The sequence below is a fragment of the Nocardia colli genome (assembly GCF_008704205.1).
GTDB classification, from domain to species: Bacteria; Actinomycetota; Actinomycetes; order Mycobacteriales; family Mycobacteriaceae; genus Nocardia; species Nocardia colli.
On the sequence record NZ_VXLC01000006.1, the window covers coordinates 272,443 to 289,993 of the forward strand.

General features: G+C 65.7%; 16 protein-coding genes and 1 tRNA gene. 9 read left to right on the plus strand and 8 right to left on the minus strand.

All coding sequences use genetic code 11. The annotated features are described in order from the left end of the window. Window positions 1-19: 19 nt before the first annotated feature. The 4 genes from ettA to F3087_RS18230 all read right to left on the minus strand — a co-directional run bounded on the left by ettA (window position 20) and on the right by F3087_RS18230 (window position 5,539). Window positions 20-1,696 carry an energy-dependent translational throttle protein EttA gene (gene ettA, locus F3087_RS18215; protein WP_150403167.1) on the minus strand — a complete coding sequence of 559 codons (1,677 nt, stop codon included), beginning with the start codon at window positions 1,694-1,696 and terminating at the stop codon, window positions 20-22. 86 nt (window positions 1,697-1,782) lie between these two features. Next, window positions 1,783-2,274, minus strand: coding sequence for a single-stranded DNA-binding protein (locus F3087_RS18220; protein WP_150403168.1), 492 nt, complete (start codon window positions 2,272-2,274; stop codon window positions 1,783-1,785). A 187-nt stretch (window positions 2,275-2,461) separates the two neighbouring features. Then, window positions 2,462-3,427 (minus strand): serine/threonine dehydratase, encoded by a 966-nt coding sequence (locus tag F3087_RS18225; RefSeq protein ID WP_150403169.1) that lies wholly within the window; start codon window positions 3,425-3,427, stop codon window positions 2,462-2,464. Between the two features lie 78 nt (window positions 3,428-3,505). Then, window positions 3,506-5,539 carry a cytochrome c oxidase assembly protein gene (locus tag F3087_RS18230; protein ID WP_150403170.1) on the minus strand — a complete coding sequence of 678 codons (2,034 nt, stop codon included), beginning with the start codon at window positions 5,537-5,539 and terminating at the stop codon, window positions 3,506-3,508. Between the two features lie 82 nt (window positions 5,540-5,621). On the opposite strand from F3087_RS18230, the gene F3087_RS18235 reads away from it, so the two are divergent. After that, a complete protein-coding gene (locus F3087_RS18235) occupies window positions 5,622-6,008 on the plus strand; it encodes a DUF4345 family protein (protein WP_150403171.1) in 387 nt (128 codons plus the stop codon). 69 nt (window positions 6,009-6,077) lie between these two features. Next, window positions 6,078-6,154 (plus strand) — tRNA-Arg (locus tag F3087_RS18240). A 105-nt stretch (window positions 6,155-6,259) separates the two neighbouring features. Here F3087_RS18240 and F3087_RS18245 read toward each other — a convergent pair. Then, window positions 6,260-6,754, minus strand: coding sequence for a DUF6228 family protein (locus tag F3087_RS18245; protein ID WP_150403172.1), 495 nt, complete (start codon window positions 6,752-6,754; stop codon window positions 6,260-6,262). Window positions 6,755-7,090: 336 nt separating this feature from the next. Here F3087_RS18245 and F3087_RS18250 point away from each other — a divergent pair, with 336 nt between their 5' ends. From F3087_RS18250 to F3087_RS18260, 3 genes are all read left to right on the plus strand, one after another. Continuing rightward, window positions 7,091-7,513, plus strand: a complete 423-nt coding sequence (locus F3087_RS18250) for a hypothetical protein (RefSeq protein WP_150403173.1) — start codon at window positions 7,091-7,093, stop codon at window positions 7,511-7,513. A 122-nt stretch (window positions 7,514-7,635) separates the two neighbouring features. Next, window positions 7,636-8,550: a PI-PLC domain-containing protein gene (locus F3087_RS18255; RefSeq protein WP_223885170.1), complete on the plus strand. Its 915-nt coding sequence runs from the start codon at window positions 7,636-7,638 to the stop codon at window positions 8,548-8,550. 187 nt (window positions 8,551-8,737) lie between these two features. Then, window positions 8,738-10,510, plus strand: a complete 1,773-nt coding sequence (locus tag F3087_RS18260; RefSeq protein WP_150403174.1) for a flavin monoamine oxidase family protein — start codon at window positions 8,738-8,740, stop codon at window positions 10,508-10,510. Window positions 10,511-10,524: 14 nt separating this feature from the next. Here F3087_RS18260 and F3087_RS18265 read toward each other — a convergent pair whose 3' ends face one another. The 3 genes from F3087_RS18265 to F3087_RS18275 all read right to left on the minus strand — a co-directional run bounded on the left by F3087_RS18265 (window position 10,525) and on the right by F3087_RS18275 (window position 12,788). After that, window positions 10,525-11,127, minus strand: coding sequence for a hypothetical protein (locus tag F3087_RS18265; protein ID WP_150403175.1), 603 nt, complete (start codon window positions 11,125-11,127; stop codon window positions 10,525-10,527). 193 nt (window positions 11,128-11,320) lie between these two features. Continuing rightward, on the minus strand, window positions 11,321-11,812 hold the full coding sequence (locus tag F3087_RS18270; RefSeq protein ID WP_150403176.1) for a hypothetical protein: 492 nt from the start codon (window positions 11,810-11,812) through the stop codon (window positions 11,321-11,323). 328 nt (window positions 11,813-12,140) lie between these two features. Next, window positions 12,141-12,788, minus strand: a complete 648-nt coding sequence (locus tag F3087_RS18275; protein ID WP_223885171.1) for an MspA family porin — start codon at window positions 12,786-12,788, stop codon at window positions 12,141-12,143. Between the two features lie 228 nt (window positions 12,789-13,016). On the opposite strand from F3087_RS18275, the gene F3087_RS18280 reads away from it, so the two are divergent. The 4 genes from F3087_RS18280 (at window position 13,017) to F3087_RS18295 (ending at window position 17,454) form a co-directional block, all read left to right on the plus strand. Then, window positions 13,017-14,288 carry a helix-turn-helix domain-containing protein gene (locus F3087_RS18280; RefSeq protein WP_150403177.1) on the plus strand — a complete coding sequence of 424 codons (1,272 nt, stop codon included), beginning with the start codon at window positions 13,017-13,019 and terminating at the stop codon, window positions 14,286-14,288. Between the two features lie 94 nt (window positions 14,289-14,382). After that, complete coding sequence (locus tag F3087_RS18285; RefSeq protein ID WP_150403178.1) at window positions 14,383-14,565, plus strand: hypothetical protein; 183 nt, start codon at window positions 14,383-14,385, stop codon at window positions 14,563-14,565. A gap of 45 nt (window positions 14,566-14,610) precedes the next feature. Further along, window positions 14,611-16,089 (plus strand): MFS transporter, encoded by a 1,479-nt coding sequence (locus F3087_RS18290; RefSeq protein ID WP_191094021.1) that lies wholly within the window; start codon window positions 14,611-14,613, stop codon window positions 16,087-16,089. Between the two features lie 201 nt (window positions 16,090-16,290). Next, complete coding sequence (locus F3087_RS18295) at window positions 16,291-17,454, plus strand: glutathionylspermidine synthase family protein (RefSeq protein WP_150403180.1); 1,164 nt, start codon at window positions 16,291-16,293, stop codon at window positions 17,452-17,454. Window positions 17,455-17,551 lie beyond the last annotated feature (97 nt).

Sequence of the window (17,551 nt, forward strand, 5' to 3'; positions counted from 1 at the left end):
GACTCGATCCCCGATCGGGTCAGTCGCGGGTCAGCCTGCGGTGCGTAACCCGGTGCGGGCGGGCAGCTTCCAGGCCGAGGCGCTCGATCTTGTTGGCCTCGTAGGCCTCGAAGTTGCCCTCGAACCAGAACCACTTGGCGTCGTTGTCGGAGTCGCCCTCCCACGCCAGGATGTGCGTGCAGGTGCGGTCCAGGAACCAGCGATCGTGGGAGATGACCACGGCACAGCCGGGGAACTGCTCGAGCGCGTTCTCCAGCGAACCGAGGGTCTCCACGTCGAGGTCGTTGGTCGGCTCGTCGAGCAGGATCAGGTTGCCGCCCTGCTTGAGCGTGAGCGCCAGGTTCAACCGGTTGCGCTCACCACCGGAGAGCACGCCGGCCGGCTTCTGCTGATCCGGGCCCTTGAAGCCGAACGCGCTGACGTAGGCGCGCGACGGCATTTCCTGGTTGCCGACCTGGATGAAGTCGAGCCCCTCGGACACGACCTGCCAGACGTTCTTCTTCGGGTCGATGCCGGCCCGGTTCTGGTCGACGTAGCTCAGCTTGACCGTCTCGCCGACCTTCACCTCGCCGCTGTCCGGCGACTCCAATCCGACGATGGTCTTGAACAGCGTCGTCTTACCTACACCGTTCGGGCCGATGACGCCAACGATGCCGTTGCGCGGCAACGTGAACGACAGATCCTTGATCAGCTGGCGATCGCCGAAGCCCTTGTCCAGGTGCGAGACCTCGACCACCACATTGCCCAGACGCGGGCCCGCCGGAATCTGGATCTCCTCGAAATCCAGCTTCCTGTGCTTGTCGGCCTCGGCCGCCATCTCCTCGTAGCGACCCAGGCGGGCCTTGTTCTTGGCCTGGCGGGCCTTGGCGCCGGAGCGCACCCAGGCGAGCTCGTCCTTGAGCCGCTTCTGCAGCTTCTGGTCCTTCTTGCCCTGGACCTCGAGTCGCTGGGCCTTCTTCTCCAGGTAGGTGGAGTAGTTGCCCTCGTACGGGTAGGCCCGGCCGCGGTCGAGTTCGAGGATCCACTGGGCGACGTTGTCCAGGAAGTACCGGTCGTGGGTGACGGCGAGCACGGCGCCCGCGTACGCGGCCAGGTGCTGTTCGAGCCAGAGCACGCTCTCGGCGTCGAGGTGGTTGGTCGGTTCGTCGAGCAGCAGCAGGTCGGGCTTGCTCAGCAGCAGCTTGCACAGCGCGACGCGACGGCGCTCACCACCGGAGAGGTTGGTGACCGGCTCGTCCGGCGGCGGGCAGCGCAGCGCGTCCATCGCCTGTTCGAGCTGGGAGTCGACGTCCCACGCGTCGGCGTGGTCCAGGTACTCCTGCAGCTTGCCCATCTCGTCCATGAGCTCGTCGGAGTAGTCGGTGGCCATCAGCTCGGCGATCTCGTTGAAGCGGTCCAGCTTCACCTTGACCTCGCCGAGGCCCTCCTCGACGTTGCCGCGGACCGTCTTCTCCTCGTTCAGCGCGGGCTCCTGCATGAGGATGCCGACCGTCGCGCCGGTAGCGAGGAACGCTTCGCCGTTGTTCGGCTGGTCCAGTCCCGCCATGATCTTCAGGACGCTGGATTTACCCGCGCCGTTCGGGCCGACGACACCGATCTTGGCGCCGGGAAGGAAGTTCAGGAAGACATCGTCGAGCACGACTTTGTCACCGTGCGCCTTGCGAACCTTCTTCATCGTGTAAATGAACTCAGCCATAAGGAGGAAGCCTATCGGTGTCGGAAACGGTGAGTAGAACCGGCGGATACCCCTCGCGGCGCGCGGCCGTGAGTCCGCCGCACAGGTCAGGCGTCGGCGTGCTCGGGGTTGGTCGTTCGGGGTGGCGCCGTGGAGGCGGCTGCGACATTCTCCCCCAGCCCGTCGCCTGCCGGCACCTGAACTTCAGCGCCGAAGCGGTCTCCAGTATTCCGCATCTGCGACCACCTGGTCACCCGCGCGGTGCAGCGGCCGAGATCCGGGCCGACGACGCTGGCCCGCATCTCCAGGTCACGCCGCTCTATCCCGTCCCGGCCGCGGAACTCGTGCGAGCGCAGCTGTCCGTACGCGATGACCGGATCGCCGCGCCGCAGCGAGGCCTCGACACCGGCCACCAGCCTGCGCCAGCAGTTGACGGTGAGGAACAGGGTGCCGTTGTCCACCCACTCCCCCGTGCTGTGATCCAGCCGGCGCGAATTGCTCGCCATCCGGAAACTCAGCAGCTGCTCGCCGTTCGGCAATTCCCGCTTGATCGGATTGTTGACGATATTGCCGATCACGGTCGCGTGCGCCTCGTACATGATTACGCCCCTTCGCATTCGGCCCGCGGCGAGTGCCCGGGAACTTCCGCTCGTCCGGGAGGACTCCTCCAGCCTCACCGATGCGCGGGGCGTTCGGGCGCCTGGATCGGCGAATGTGAACAACTTTTCCGAATGTGGATATCCGGTGCTTCTTTCCTTGCCGCCGGCGGGGTGCGGGCGAAAGTGGTTACAGCACCGAGAGATCGGTGTTGGCACCGCAGAGGACGATCACCGGGCGCTCGTCGGGCGCGGGGACGTAGACGCCGCTCTGCACCGCGGCCAGCGCGGCCGCACCGGCGAACTCCACCACGATGCGGAACTCACGCCACAGATAGTCCCTGGCCGTCGCGATCGCGTCGTCGGTGACCAGCAGCGAACGCACCTGATAGCGACGCGCGATGTCCATCGCGATGTCGCCGATCCTGGTGGCGCCCAAGGATTCCGCCGCGATGCTCGACACCGCGACCTCGACCGGCCGGTTCGCCGACAACGCCGCGTGCAGCGTGGGAATGCCCTCCGGCTCGACCCCGATCACCTGCTGGCGCCGGCCGATCGCCGCCGCGATCCCCGCGACCAGCCCGCCGCCGCCGACCGCGGCCAGCACCGGCGGCCGCCCGCGCACCTGCTCCTCGATCTCCAGCCCGACCACGCCCGCGCCCGCGACGATGGCAGGCAGGTCGTAGGCGTGCAGCTGCACCGCGTTGCGCTGCGTGGCGAGTTCGTTCGCGTAGCCGAGCGCCTCCGCGTAAGTCGTTCCGTGCCAGAGCACCTCGGCGCCGTGCGACCACATGGCCGCGACCTTGGTGTGCGGCGCGGACTCGGGAACCACCACGGTGCAGGACTTTCCGAGGTGCGCGGCCGCCAGCGCGGCGGCGATCCCCGCGTTGCCGCCGGAGGCGATGACAACCTCGGTGCCCTCGGGCGACTCGAGCAGCGCGTTGAAGCTCCCCCGAACCTTGAAAGTGCCGCCGTATTGCAGGTATTCGAGTTTCATCGTGACCGGCACCGGTCCGTTCGGCCCGGCGACGGAGGTGTGGAAGACCGGCGTCTTGCGGATCCGCCCGGCCAGCCGTCTACGCGCGGCCCGTACGTCGGATCGGTAGACCCGATCGATCGGTCTGTGTTCGGAGAAAACTACGGACCGCTCGTTCACAACCACACCTTGACCAACTCGACTCCACCATGACCTGAGACTTCATGCCCAAAGGCATGCGCCGACCGAAAAGCTCACTTACTTGTGTACCCCTCGGTCGCGTTTTGCCAGCTCCGCGAACATCGCGTTGTGCGCGGAGAGGGCGGCGTCGTGGTCGCGGTCGGCGGCCCGATCGGTGCGCTGGGCAAGCCGCCGATCGCTGCGCGACCATTGGATGAGCAGCGCGAGCATCACGACGACCAGCGGCACCTCACCGCTCGCCCAGGCCAGGCTACCGCCGGTGCGCTGATCGCCGAGCAGGTCGCCGTTCCAGTCGAGACCGAGGCCGCGGTAGAACCAACCGCCGAGCACTGTGTTCATGCTCATCAGCGCGATGCCGAAGAAGGCGTGGAACGGCAACGAGCCGAACACCATGCCGAGCCTGGTCAGCGGTTCCACCTGGCGCGGCTTGGGATCGATGCCGATCACGACCCAATAGAACAGGTAGCCGCTGAGCAGGAAGTGCGCGTTCATCATCAGGTGCGCCGCGTGCGAGTCCGCGTAGGTGTCGAAGATCCCGCCGAGGTACAGCGCGTAGAACCCGCCGACAAAGATGACCGACGCCACGATCGGATGAGTCAGGAAGCGCGACACCGGATTGTGCACGGCGGCCAGGATCCACTCGCGCGGTCCCGGTGCACCCGCACGTCCGGCCGGCGGCAGCGCGCGCAACGCCAGCGTCACCGCGCCGCCGAGCGCGAACAGGATCGGCGCCAGCATCGATAACGCCATGTGCGCGCCCATGTGCACGCTGAACATGGCCGGCGCGTACCGCCCGACGCCGGACGAGGTGGCGATCAACAGCACCAGGCAGCCGGACAGCCAGGCGATGGTCCGCCCGATCGGCCACGCGTCGCCGCGCGCCCGAAGCCTGCGCACACCCAGTAGATACACCACGGCGAGCACGATCGCCAAGGTGCCGAAGATCAGATCGAAACGCCAGTCGAGCAGCAGCCGTGCGACATTCGGCGGTCCGGCCAGGTTGTAGCCGAGTTGGACCTCGGCCGGAGTCGGGATGGTGGTCGGCGGTGGCGGAGGGGTGCGGCCGAGGCCGACCGCGAGACCCATGGTCGCCGCGAAAACCAGCACCTCGACGCCGGCGAAGCGGACCAGCGCGCCCCGATCCTGCAGGTTCGCCGCGAGCGCGGGCAGGGCGGCGCGCCGCTGCGCGAAACCGATCAGGCCGAGAACCACCAGCGCTGCGGCCTTGGCCAGCACCAACCGGCCGTAGGTGGTGGTGAACAGGTCGTCCCACGGCACCCGGATCCAGGAATTGGTCACGCCGCTGACCCCGATGGTGACGAACGCGATGCTCGCGGTGAGCGAGAACCGGCGTGCGGCGAGGTCGGTGTGCGCGCCGCCGCGGCGTGCGTGCGCCAGTAGCGCGAACAGGCCGCCGACCCACACCGCGGCCGAAACCAGGTGCAGGATCAGGCTGTTGGTGGCCAGGTCGTGCGCGCCGCCGGAGGACGAGTGCCCGGTCAGCGCCAGCGGCATCATGGTCACGATGGACGCGGCGAACAGCACCGGCGTCCAGCCCCAGCGCAGCGCGATCCGCGCGCCGACCGCGACGATCAGCGCGAACAGCACCGTGGTGCGCCAGGCGCCGGCCAGTTCGATCTGATCGATGGCGCGCCAGAGCGCCTCCGGGCGCAGCGTGTCGCGTACCGGCTGCCCGGTGGTGTCGGACACGGTCAGCGGAATGAGCAGTGCCGCACAGCAAGCCCAGATCAGCGCGAAATTGGAGGCGCGACGCAGCGCGCGATACCCGCCGACATCGAGCAGGCCGCTCGCCTGCGGCGGCACCAGGAACGCGGCGAACAGCAGCGAACCGACCGTCAGCGCCGCCGACAGATCCGCGAGCGCGCGCACCGCGGGCAGGCCGTAGGTGGTCAACGCGCCCGGATCCGGAATGCCGAGCAGGCTCAGCGCCTGCGCCGCGGACAAGCCGACTACCAGCGCCGCGACCACCGCCGCGATCGCGCCGGTGAGCGCGATCACTATCGCGTATGTCGCCGCCGAGCGAGTGACCTCCAGATCAGATGAAGCGGACGGGTCCTGCGCTGACGACATACGACTGAGCGTAGTTCGATTGTTATCGCGTGGCCGCGCCGGGTTTGGGCCGATAGGGTGGTCGGCAGATCACGGAGGTGCAATGTCGATCGTTTCGATCGTGTTGATTGCCTTGGTGGCGTTGTTCTTCGCTGCCATGGGTGTTTATGGGCTACTGCGGCCCAGCCAACTCGCCGACCCGCTCGGGCTGCTCGCCGACCGCGCGGACGCGCGCGCCGAGGTGCGCGCCGTCTACGGCGGATTCGGTATCGCGATCGCGGTCATCCTCGGATTGGCCGCCATCGATGTCGGCGACCTGAGATTCGGGGCCTGTGTGACGGTCGCCGCAGCGCTCGGCGGCATGGCCGTCGGCCGCGTCTGGTCGGGTTTCGTCGAAAGCCCGTCCGCGTTCTTCCCCGTCTGGTTCTACCTGGTGCTCGAGGTGATCATGGCCGCAATGCTCGTACTCGCGGTCACGGTAGACCCCTAGCCATCTGGTCGGTCGCTATAATTGGCGCGCTGGACAGCACGACCAATGTCGGCCATGGTGGAACCCACTGCCTCCGTAGCTCAGTTGGATAGAGCAAGGGCCTTCTAATCCCTAGGTCGCAGGTTCGATTCCTGCCGGGGGCGCCACAACCCCCTGTGGCCTGCACGAACAGTGCGCCACAGGGGGATTACCCAGCCAGATCCGGACTCAAACTCCTCCTCGGTTCACGAACTCGCTCGCCAGGACTCTGGTTACTGACGTTGGGCGGATTCGTTCGGCCGGAAGAACCGATGGACAGTTGCTGCGAACCGCCGCAACTGCTCACCGGCTTCCAGATCGGTCACCACCGCTACGGTCCAGGAAGTCAAGGATGCCTGGTGCTGTTGCAAGGTCCAGGTGAGCCGGACGTGCCCCAAAGATAGGTAGCGAGCGGCGATCTGGAGCTCGTGGTCCATGCTCGCCCATGTTCGGACACCATCCCAGCCGGTGAAGTCGTGTTCCAATGCGTCGAGGAACCGAGGTAGTGAGCGGCCCGCGACGTAGTCGACCATGAGCCCGTGAGTTGAGGCCGACATTCCTTCGGCGGACAGTTCGACGCACATCGCGACGTAGTCGTCGTCATGCGGCATTCCACTGTTGTACGGCACGGTGCGATTCCAGAGTCGCACTCGAGTGGCGAAGTGGTGGTCGATGACCTCGATCGCGTGATCATGATCGACCATCTCGCCGTCGAATTCGCAGGTCATCGGTCGAGAGTAGTCCGTTCGTGTCGGTACTCAGCGGCGGAATCTGCGCTGCGGGCACGAATCGATGTCCTGATTCGAGAACGCGGGCCGGGCCAGGCCCGAGGCCGGCAACACGGCGATCTCGGCACGCAATTTCCCGGATGACTGCTGCTACGCTACCGCGCAGATTCGACAGTCCACCACGGCTGGGCTAGCGCAAATCGCAGGCCATTCTCGCAGTTTCACCCGTCACGCATGCCGCAGTGGCGGCTTCGTCTGAAACGAGTTCGAACATCGCCGCGAACAGGAAGGTCCGACATGTCCCGATCAGGCCTCGTATCAGCAACTCTGACTACCTTGGCAGCCATCGCGTTGATAGCGTCGGCGCCTCCGGCGGAAGCTAAGTGCGATGCGCTCAAGGAGCTCAAACCCGAGGTTCAAGAACTCATGGATTACGTCAAAGAAGAATGCGCCCAGAACTCTCGGATAAGCCTGGAAAAGCGGACCAAGATAGTAGCAAGCATAGACGCTGCGGAGAAAGAACTGAACATCGACGGAAAATCGGACTTCATCACCGTCATTCATTGGCTCAAAGGTCAACTGCTGGACGGAAGTAATGCGGATATATGCAACGACAAGGCGATCCAAGACAAACTCAAAAATCGAATGATGGCCGAGGTCGGAGTTTCCCGGGGCATGAAAGCAAAGAAGGAGGTCGAGGCCGATTGCCCGAAATTCAAGGCATTCTTCGACAAGGTTCTCATCGCTGTGCGGAGCTGACTCCCCCGCGCGGCTGATCGGCCGAACGGGGAGGCTTGCTGCACGGGCATCCAAATGAATTTCGGGTGAAGGTCGGCGCCGTGGGGTTGTGCAGGGTCGGTGGTCACCGGTTAGCTCGCTGGATGCGCAGCTTCGGTCGGCATTCTTCGTCAGGTTCCGTCGTTCCGTCGTTCAGGCGGGCAGCCTGGGCGTGGTTGGTGCTGGTGGGGCTGATCGGCGGATTGATCGGCGCATCGCCTGCCGCGGTGGCGGAGCAGCCTGCTCAGGCACAGCCTCTGCCGCGCGCCCACGCGCACAACGATTATCTGCATCAACGACCACTGTATGACGCTGTGGCGGAAGGCTTTACCAGCGTAGAAGCCGACGTGTATCCGTGGCCGGGGTCGAGCGACCTGCCAGTTGCCCACACCCCCTTCGAGATTCGCCCAGAGCGCACGTTGCGCTCGCTGTACCTGGATCCGCTGCGGCAACTGGTCACCGCGAACGGCGGCACGGTCATCCCCGGTTATCCCGGCGAGTTCCAACTGCTGATCGAGATCAAATGGGACGCGCCCGCGGCCTATCGAGCACTGGACGCACTGCTGCGCGAACCGGCCTACGCGGGGCTGTTCACCCGCTACGTCAACGGGCAAGTGGTGCGCGGCCCGGTGACCATCAGCCTGCTGACGGCCTTTACCAGCGCCACCGAACTCCATACGACCATGGCCGCACAGAACACCCGCAGCGCCTTCCGCGTCGGCGCGCCCGAAGACCTCGGCACCGGCATACCGACCGAGCTGATGCCCGAGATCAACGCCGACTGGACGAAGTTGTTCCGCTGGAAGGGCATCGGCCCGATGCCGGACGCGGAGCGACGAACTCTGACGGACCTGGTCGACCGCGCACATCGAGAAGGTAAACGGATACGGTTCTGGGCCACTCCCGACCAGCCAGGTGCTGCCCGGCAGGCACTATGGGACGCGCAATACACCGCGGGCGTAGACCGCCTCTCCACCGATGATCTCCCCGGCCTCGCCGAATATCTCCGTTCTCGGTAATCCGGACCGACCGAATCACCCCGACTAGCCTGGCATGTTCGCCCACTCGGTTCTTGCTGTCGCGACCGGTTATCGACTTGAATCGCCCGCCGATCTCGCCGCCTCCGTATAACTCACCCATATTTGCTAGCGTGTTGCCCGCAACACTGCACTGGATCGGCTGTCCCCCCGGAACGGAGGATCAGGCATGTCGGAGAGTGGAATCGAACGACGCGCACTGCTGCGGACCGCACTGGCGGCAGGTGCGGTAGGTGTCGCCGGCTCGGCGGCGGTGAGCTCGTGTGGGGCCCCGTCGACGAATACCGAATCCGAACGTTCTCGCGAGCGAAGCCGGGAATTGGCGCAGGAGATGTTGCAGGTCGACGCCGACGGTAACGACCTGAAACTCGCCCAGCTGACGACCCTCATCGACACCGGCCTGCCGAAGACCTCCGCGCCCAAACGAGTACTGGTCGTCGGCGCCGGTCCGGCCGGGCTGGCCGCGGCGAATCTGCTCGCCGACGCCGGACATCAAGTCACGGTGATCGAAGCGAACGGCAGTCGCACGGGTGGCCGGGTCAAGACTTTCCGTGGCGTGTTCTCCGATCCCGCCCTCTATGCCGAAGCGGGCGCTATGCGTTTGCCCAGTGCGCACCCGATGGTGCTGGCGTTGTCGGACAAGCTCGGTCTGCGGCGACGGCAGTTCCACAATGTCGATGTCCGGCCCGACGCACAGTCCGCGGAGCCAGGGCCCGTGGTTTATCGGTCTTTCACCGGTGCGCAATGGTCCAACGGTCCGGTGGGCGCACCGCAGTTTCACCCCGCGGCAGCCGGTCGGACAATGATCAAGGTCAACGGAAAAGTGGTCGACCGAGCCGGCTACGCCCGCGATCCGGGTGCTGTGCACCAGGGATTCGGGGCAGGTCTGGCCACTCCGGCCCGAATCGCGCTCGACCAGGCCATGAGTCGCACCCAGGTGCCGGCCGATCAGTCCATCGAACGCCAGATCGACGGCTGGACAAATGTTTTCAACACTTACGAGGACTATTCGCTGCATCGGTATTTGATGGCGCAAGGCTGGGCGCAGCCGCAGATAGAGGCGGTCGGCACGCTCGAGAACTTGACCTCCCGATTGCACTACGGCGTCATCTCGGCCATGGTCGACCACGCCCTCATCCGCCCCGACGCGACGTACTGGGAGCTGGAAGGCGGCACCGCGAGCCTCACCGATGCGCTGACCGCCAAGTTGGGTCCGGCAATTCAGCGAGGCAAGCGCATGACCCGAGTCGAACAGACCGATCGCGGGGTGCGGGTGTGGACCACCGCCGAGACCGGCAGCGAATCGACCGACGGCGCGCCGTGCGAGCCGGTCGCAACTTTCGACGCCGACTACGCGGTGATCGCAATTCCGTTGACCTCCATACGGTTCTGTTCCTTCGAGCCGATGCTGTCCTATCCCAAACGTCGCGCGATCGTCGAGATGCACCACGATGCGGCCACCAAAGTGCTGCTCGAATTCCGAAATCGCTTCTGGGAGCAAGGCCCCAACGGCTTCCGCGGCGGCGGCTGCGTCTCCGATACCGCGAACCGCTTCACCTACTTCCCCTCGCACACAGAGGATTCCAACGGCGGCGTAGTACTAGCCGCATACACCTGGTCCGACGACGCTATGCGCTGGGATTCGCTGACCGACAGCGAACGCGTCCATTTCGCGCTCGCGGGTATGCGGGACATGTTCGGCCCAGTGGTCGACACCGAATTCACCGGCATCGGCCTGTCCCAGAGTTGGCAACGCGCCCGGTATGCCCTGGGCGAGGCGGTAATTCCCACACCTGGCCAGCTACACGAGCATCACGCGGCGACCAGCTCGATCGAGGGCCGGCTACATTTCGCCGGCGATCACACCAGCCTCAAACCCGCCTGGATCGAAGGCGCGCTGGAAAGCAGCGTCCGCGCCGCAGTAGAACTCCACAACCGCTGAACACAACCCATGGGTCAGGGCCTAGGCGCCTCCGTTCGGAGATCCGTGCACACGGTGTAGCGGCGAGCGGCGTGCATATATCCCCCATTTGGGCACATATCAGTGGTGGCGACGTCGGTGACCACTGAGCTCGGACGTTGTGCGCCCGCCATATCGCACGGTGCTGCGGTTGCCGGGCATTGTTCCGGCTGGTCGGCGACGGCAATAACTCGGTAGCTCGCGGCCGAATCCGCACAATCTGTTCGCATTGCCTGCTCGGCATTCCAGGATGGGCCGTTGAACAGTGACCACAGTCCGAACGCGATACCGACGACCGCGCACAGGACGCTCGATGCGGTGCGGCGGGACCGGACATCGGTCAGCGCCGTGAGCAGGATCGCGCAACCGATACCGCTCAATGCCACCGACCACACCACGGACCCGTACCTGGGGTTCAGATCGTTGTCCGCGATCCGCATGATGACCGCGGCGATGGTGACGACTACGAGAGCCACCGCCACAGGCCGCCAGAACGAGGGAACCTCGGTGAAGTCGGGCCGCTTTCCGGTCCTGATTCGAGTGACGGAAACAGCGACGAGAATTGCGATGATGAACGCGACGAACGCTACGGTAGGCATTACCGTCCCCTTGCCTTTCGAAATAATGCGACGAACGCGATTCCGGCGACGGCGATAAGGGCGATCGTCAGCGGCGCATCCTCAGCCGGAGAGACACGGGGATTCAGGAATAGCAGAATCGCGAAGCTCAGGAGCACAGCAACAACGAGGACACGATCCCTGGTGGTGTGCTGAATGTTCATTTCATCTCCCGCTAACCTCGCACGATGATTTTTGTCACGTCCGGTGGAACGACAGTATTATCGAATATCAGCCTGATATGATCATTCGGCCCGAGTGGCTCCGGATTGGTGCCGAACATATCGTAGATCACGCCACATATCGCGGCGGCGCCGATGGCGGCGACCAGCGCGCCGACCGTTGTTTCAATCGTGGCGGCCCCGACTATCGCGGCGCAATAGGCGGAGAATGCGGTTCTGGACGCGCTCTTTTGCGCGGTCTGCAATTTGACGCTCTGCTCATGACTCAGGTCCCACGTCGGATGCGCCCACGCACAACCGCCTGTGGAGTTGCGCGGGCCGATACAGCCCGGCAGCCAGCTCACCTCACGCAATGGCGGGTTGGCACCGCCGTGGCGCACATTCGACCGCGACTCGAGGATCGAACAGTTTCCGGCCGCGGGCGCGACCGCTCCCAACTGCCGGGCTGCCGAACCGCACCGGTCGAGCGGCACCGACTGCTCCACGGCGGCCGGGCTGGTGCCGGTGCCAGTTCCGCTGGTTGAGACGAACCAGCGGCAGGCGGTTGGGGAGCTGTCGGCGGTGGTTGCGGTGGCGCAGCTGGAATTTGCGGCCCGGGGACCGGAACGATCGGTGTGCCGTTGCCGGAACCGATTGCCGGAGGGGTGAGCGCGCCCGCGCTGGTGCCGCCGCCGGTACCGGGCGATGGTTGCCCTGGCATGGCGGGCGTCGGCAGCGGCGGCGGAGTCGTCGGCGGCCCGGGAGGCGGTGGGGCAGGCGGGTCCGGCACATCAATACACGGCCAGCCGGGGTGCATCCGCTGCCACTGCTGGCTCACAGCCAAATGGGGTCGCCGTAGACGCTGACGGAGTTGTCGGCGGTCGGCGTGGAGATGCGCGCGGTGACAAACGAACGCAAGGTCACCGGGCCCATGCAGGCGTCGATCTTGACTTCGACCTGGTCGGCGGTGATGGACGCACGCGCTCCGGCGAGCGGCTTGGTGCCGAACTCGACAGTCGTGATGCCACCGGGCTTGACCGTGGTCGAGATGTTCGGACTCACCGATGCATTGGCGCCGAGGGTGACCGCGGGGAACTGGGAGACGGTGACGCTGGCGTTCGGTCCCACCGAGAACCCCAGGCCAAGAGTGAGCCCAGTGGACACATCGACCTGACAGCCGATCTGATAGCCGAGCGTCACCGCGCCTGAGGTGATCGGCTGGGTGCCGGTCCCGGTTACCTCGGCGACCGCTTTGAGTGCGACGAAGCCTTCGCGGGTGAACATGGTCGCGGCCAGGTTCGGGTAGCGGTCGAGGGTCTCGCTGGTTTTGGTGACCGAGAGGTGCCAACTGTCGTCGGTATCCGCGACGCGGTTTTTGTCCGGGACGGAGTCCGCCCAGCTCGTACCCGAGCTCAGGGCCAACAGGCCCGTGACGACCGATGCGCTGAGCACGGTGGTGAGCGCGGTGCGTGTGGTGACCATGGCTGTATCGGCCTTCCCGTCGTGGGGTCTAGTGGTCCGAGCGGCTTCCCGCATCGACTCGGCAACTACAGCTGGCACTCGTCTGTCAACGGAACCCGGCCGCCTGTCACACCGAGCTGGAAACCCCTGTCACACCTGGGTTGCCACAGGTCACAACCTGATCAATGACAACGCCACGACCGCGTGATCCGCACCACTGTGACAGCGTGACCCCTAGAATTCGACCCTGTGAACCATCCCGATCAGGGGCGCGAAGCGTTAGCACGGCAATTGAGGCAACTACGCAGCGAACATCCCGAGCTCAGCTTGCGGACGATCGGGCACCGCGCCCAGGTCAGTCACACCACCGTCTCGCGCGCCCTCTCGACCGAGGACAAACTCCCCTCGTGGCCCTCGATCGCCGCGATCACCCGGGTCCTCGGCGGCGCGGGCGTCGAGGTGCAGCCGCTGTGGTTGTGGGCCTCGACCGGCACACCGCCGGCGCCAGTCGCCGACGAATCCGCGCCGCAGACCGAACCGACCGACACCCGCCACCCCTGGTTCGTCCCGGTATGTTCGGTCGCGACCATCGGGTTGATCGTCCTGGCCATCGCGCACAACGCGATACCGGCGCAATCGACTGCGGACCGCTGGCTCGGCGACCTCGCCCAAACCGTGTTCGCCACCGCCGCGACCATCGCGTTCGGCGTCCGCACGCTGCGCACCGCAGGCACCGAACGGCGGTGGTACCTGTTGGCCTGTCTTGCCAGTGCCTGCTGGTCGGTGGCGATGGTGTCCTGGATCGCCGTGCACGAGATCGGCGGCGACCACCACCGCGGGACATTGGTCGTCGAGTACGGTTTCCACGGCTACTCGCTACTGATGATCACCGCGCTGTGGCTGCGTCTGCGCACCACCCACTCCGCCCGGGCGCCGCGGCTGAATACCGGCCGCACCGTCGCGCTCATCACGGTGGTCGCGCTGTCGGTCCCGTCCGCGATCTGGATCCTCACCGCGCTGCTCGACAACGACCCCAGCAGCCCCGACGACGCCCAGATCTGGTTGATCTACCTCTACCCGCTCGCCGACGGCGCCCTGTTCACGATGGCCCTGCTCACGGCGTTGAGCGGCGCTCGAATCACGCAGTCACGCCTGCTCGCGAGCGCGTTCGGCGCGCACGCGGTCGCGAGCATTCTCGCCACCGTGTACACCGTCGCCGACGGCTCCACCGACCTGCTCGCCAGCTCGGAATTCGGATTCACCACCTTCACCGTGCTCCTGGCTCTTGCCGCCATCGCACCCACCGATAACCGCACCCGTCCCCCGCATCACCTCGGCATAGTCGTCCACGTCATGCAAGTAGCAGGTCTGCTCGCCATCGCCGTGTACACCCTCACCCTCGCGACCGGAACCCTTCCCCCGGCCGTCACTCCCTACTCCGCCGCGACCCTGCTGCTCCTGCTCCTCGTCGCCTTGATCACCAGCCTCTACCACCCGACCTCCACCCGATCCGACCGATAGGTGCCACCACAAGGCGTGCGGGGCGGTCTGTGACCTCTGCTCACGGATTGGTCCCATCCAGAAGGAGCGTCGCGACGAAGACAGGAGAGGTTGCATGTCCAACAATGACACGGTGCGGGCGGCCAAGCATGCACGTGACACCGCCATCAGGGCTGATCAGAAACCCCGGGATGCCGGGCTCGCCAACACTGCCGCGGATGCCGAAAACGCTGCTGTCGAAGCCAGCCGAAAGGCCTTCAATGGCCCCGACTTCCCGAAAATCGAGAAGGTCAAGTAACTGCCGGCATCGAGGGCACGCGCGCGCGATTGGCTCGCGCTGTCCGTGCTCACGCTCGCGGCGCTGGTGGTGGCCGTGGACACGACCGTTCTGGCCGTGGCCGTCCCCTCGCTGACCGCGACATTGCATCCCGACAGCACGACGCTGCTGTGGATCAACGACATCTACGGGTTCGTGATCGCGGCGACGATGATCGCGATGGGGAGCGCGGGCGACCGGATCGGTCATCGCACCCTCTTGATCAGTGGTGCCGCGTGTTTCGCCGTTGCCTCGGCGTTCGCCGCCGCGGCGACCACGACCGCCACCCTGATCCTGGCGCGCGCTGTGCTCGGTTCGGCGGCGGCGATGCTGACGCCCGCGACCCTCGCCTTGATTCCCGCCCTCTTCGGCAACAAAGCCCAGCGGAGTCTCGCCCTCAGCGTGTGGATGGGCGGTTTCGTCGCCGGTTACGCGATCGGTCCGGTGGTCGGCGGTGTGCTGCTGCAGCGGTTCTGGTGGGGCTCGGTGTTCGTGCCCGGCGCCGTGGCGATGGTCCTGGTCGTTGCCGCGGCACGGTTGTTGCCGCAGACCACCCGTGCTCGGGCGACCCGCCCGGACCTGATCAGCACTTGCTTGTCGCTCGCGGCGGTCTTGCTGCTGGTCTTCGGGTTCAAGCAGGTCACCGTCGGCGGTGAGGCCACCGTCATCGCCGGTGCGATTCTCGCCGGCGCGATCCTGGCGACCGTGTTCGTCCGGCGTCAGCGCACGCTCGACGATCCGCTGATCGATCCGATCATGCTGCGAAGTCCGGCGGTCCGCACGTCGCTATCGGTCATGGCGCTCAACCTTGCCATCGGACCGATATTCGGATTCCTGCTGGCCCAGTACTTGCAATCGGTCCTGGGGATGTCGCCGCTGCGCGCCGGATTGTGGATGCTGCCGTCGATCGCGGGAATGGCCGGCGGACTCGCGCTGACCTCGGCACTATCGCGGCGCAGAGCGCGCTCGGTTCCACTGCCGGCGGCGTACGCCGCGGCCACGGCAGCTCTCGCCCTGCTCACGGTCGTCGGCAGGCAGGCAACATTGCCGCTGTTGGCGAGCTCGGAATTCCTGTACTTCTTCGCCACCACGCCCGTGACACTGCGCGCCATCGAAACCGTCCTCACCGCGGCATCGACCGAGCGATCCGGCGCCGCGTCGGCACTGTCGGAAACCGCCCAGGAACTCGGTGGCGCGCTCGGCTTGACTGTCTTCGGCAGTATCGCTGCCGCCGTCTACCGCAGGCAGCTACCACTGTCCGACATTCCCGCCGCAGCCGCGGAACGCGCTCGCAGCAGCGTCGGAAGTGCGACCGCGCTCGCCGATCAGCTGCCCGCACCCGCCGGAGAAGCACTGGCCGTGCACGTGCGCGACGCCTTCACCACCGCGATCCACACCACCGCGGCCGTTGCCGCAGCCGCTCTGGCGATCGCCGCGATCGTTTCCCGATCCGGGGAAGCCCGGGACGTCGCGCGGACCGTGGCCAAGGACAGGAATGCCGACTGATAGGCGTCCGCGTGCATCAGGCAAATCATGTTGGCTCTGATGTTTGTGCGGCATTCATCTGGGAATTCACCGATCGACAACGATCTAGAGGTGCCATCACTACCGTGATCGGCACATTGGCAGCAACTTTGCCGATGCAGGAACCCCAGGCTTCGCCGATCTCGAAGACATCGTCCGACGGAACGAGTTCAGGGGACCTCGATGCGGAGAGAAACGCGCACTCCCCGCCGCGACTGGCGGCGAACTGTCACCGCGCAGGGCTTGGACTTCGACACCCCCGCTGCGCAGAGCGCGCCGGCCAGGGCGTACTGGGACGAATCGACCCGGTATGTGTTCACCACGGACGAGATACGCGCCCTCGAATCCGCTGTGCGACTGCTGCATTCGATGTTCCTCGAAGCGGTCGACGGTGTTGTGCGCGATCAGCGCTATGCCGAGCTGGGAATACCGAAATGGCTGTGGCCGCACATCACCCGATCGTGGCTGCGCCGAGATCCGCATCTCCTGGGTCGCTTCGATTTGGCATATGACGGCCACGGCCACGTCAAGCTACTCGAATACAATGCGGACACCCCGACGACGCTGCTGGAAGCGTCTGTGCTGCAACGCCATTGGCTCGCCGACGTGCACCCGCGCCGCCGTCAGTGGAACTCGATTCACGAGCGGCTCCTGAAACGCTGGTGCGAAATCCGCGAACACCTGCCCCCTGGCGCTGTGCATTTCGCCTGGCCGGGCACCGAACCAACCGGCGAATTCCACGCGACCTGCCGATACCTACAGGACACCGCGGTAGCGGCAGGTCTCGACACCACCGACCTGACTTATGAAGACCTGACCTGGAATCGTTCGATCCACCGATTCGTCGACCCGGAAGGATCCCCGGTCACCTCGGTCACGAAGCTCCGCTCGTGGGTCCTCATCATCGATGAGCAGGACAGCGAAACCATCGTGGAATCCCTACCGCAGACCTGCTGGATCGAACCGCTGTGGAAGATGCTCTTGTCCTATAAATCGCTGCTGGCAATCCTGTGGGAGAACCATCCGGGCCACCCCAATCTGCTGCCCGCGTTCGTCGGTGATCCCGGCCCACTCACCGAGTACGTTCGGAAACCCGTAATCGGACAATGTGGTGAGAACATCAAGATCGTGGCCGACCGAGACCGCACCAGCACCGGCGGAGAATTCGGTTCCGGCGCCTACATCTACCAAGGGTTTTCGCCACTGCCGGACTTCGACGGATTCCGACCGGTCATCGGAGCTTGGGTCGTCGGCGACCACCCAGCCGGACTCGGCATCCGCGAGTCCACCGGACCGATCACTGACGACGACGCCTCGTTCATCCCCCACCACATCCTCGACCGCTGACACTGCAACCACGGCGGCAGGACCGAAGCCAGCAACCAACGACGCGCGCGGGGAGCATCTCGTCACTGCGCATCGCGCGATCGAACCACCGCGCGCC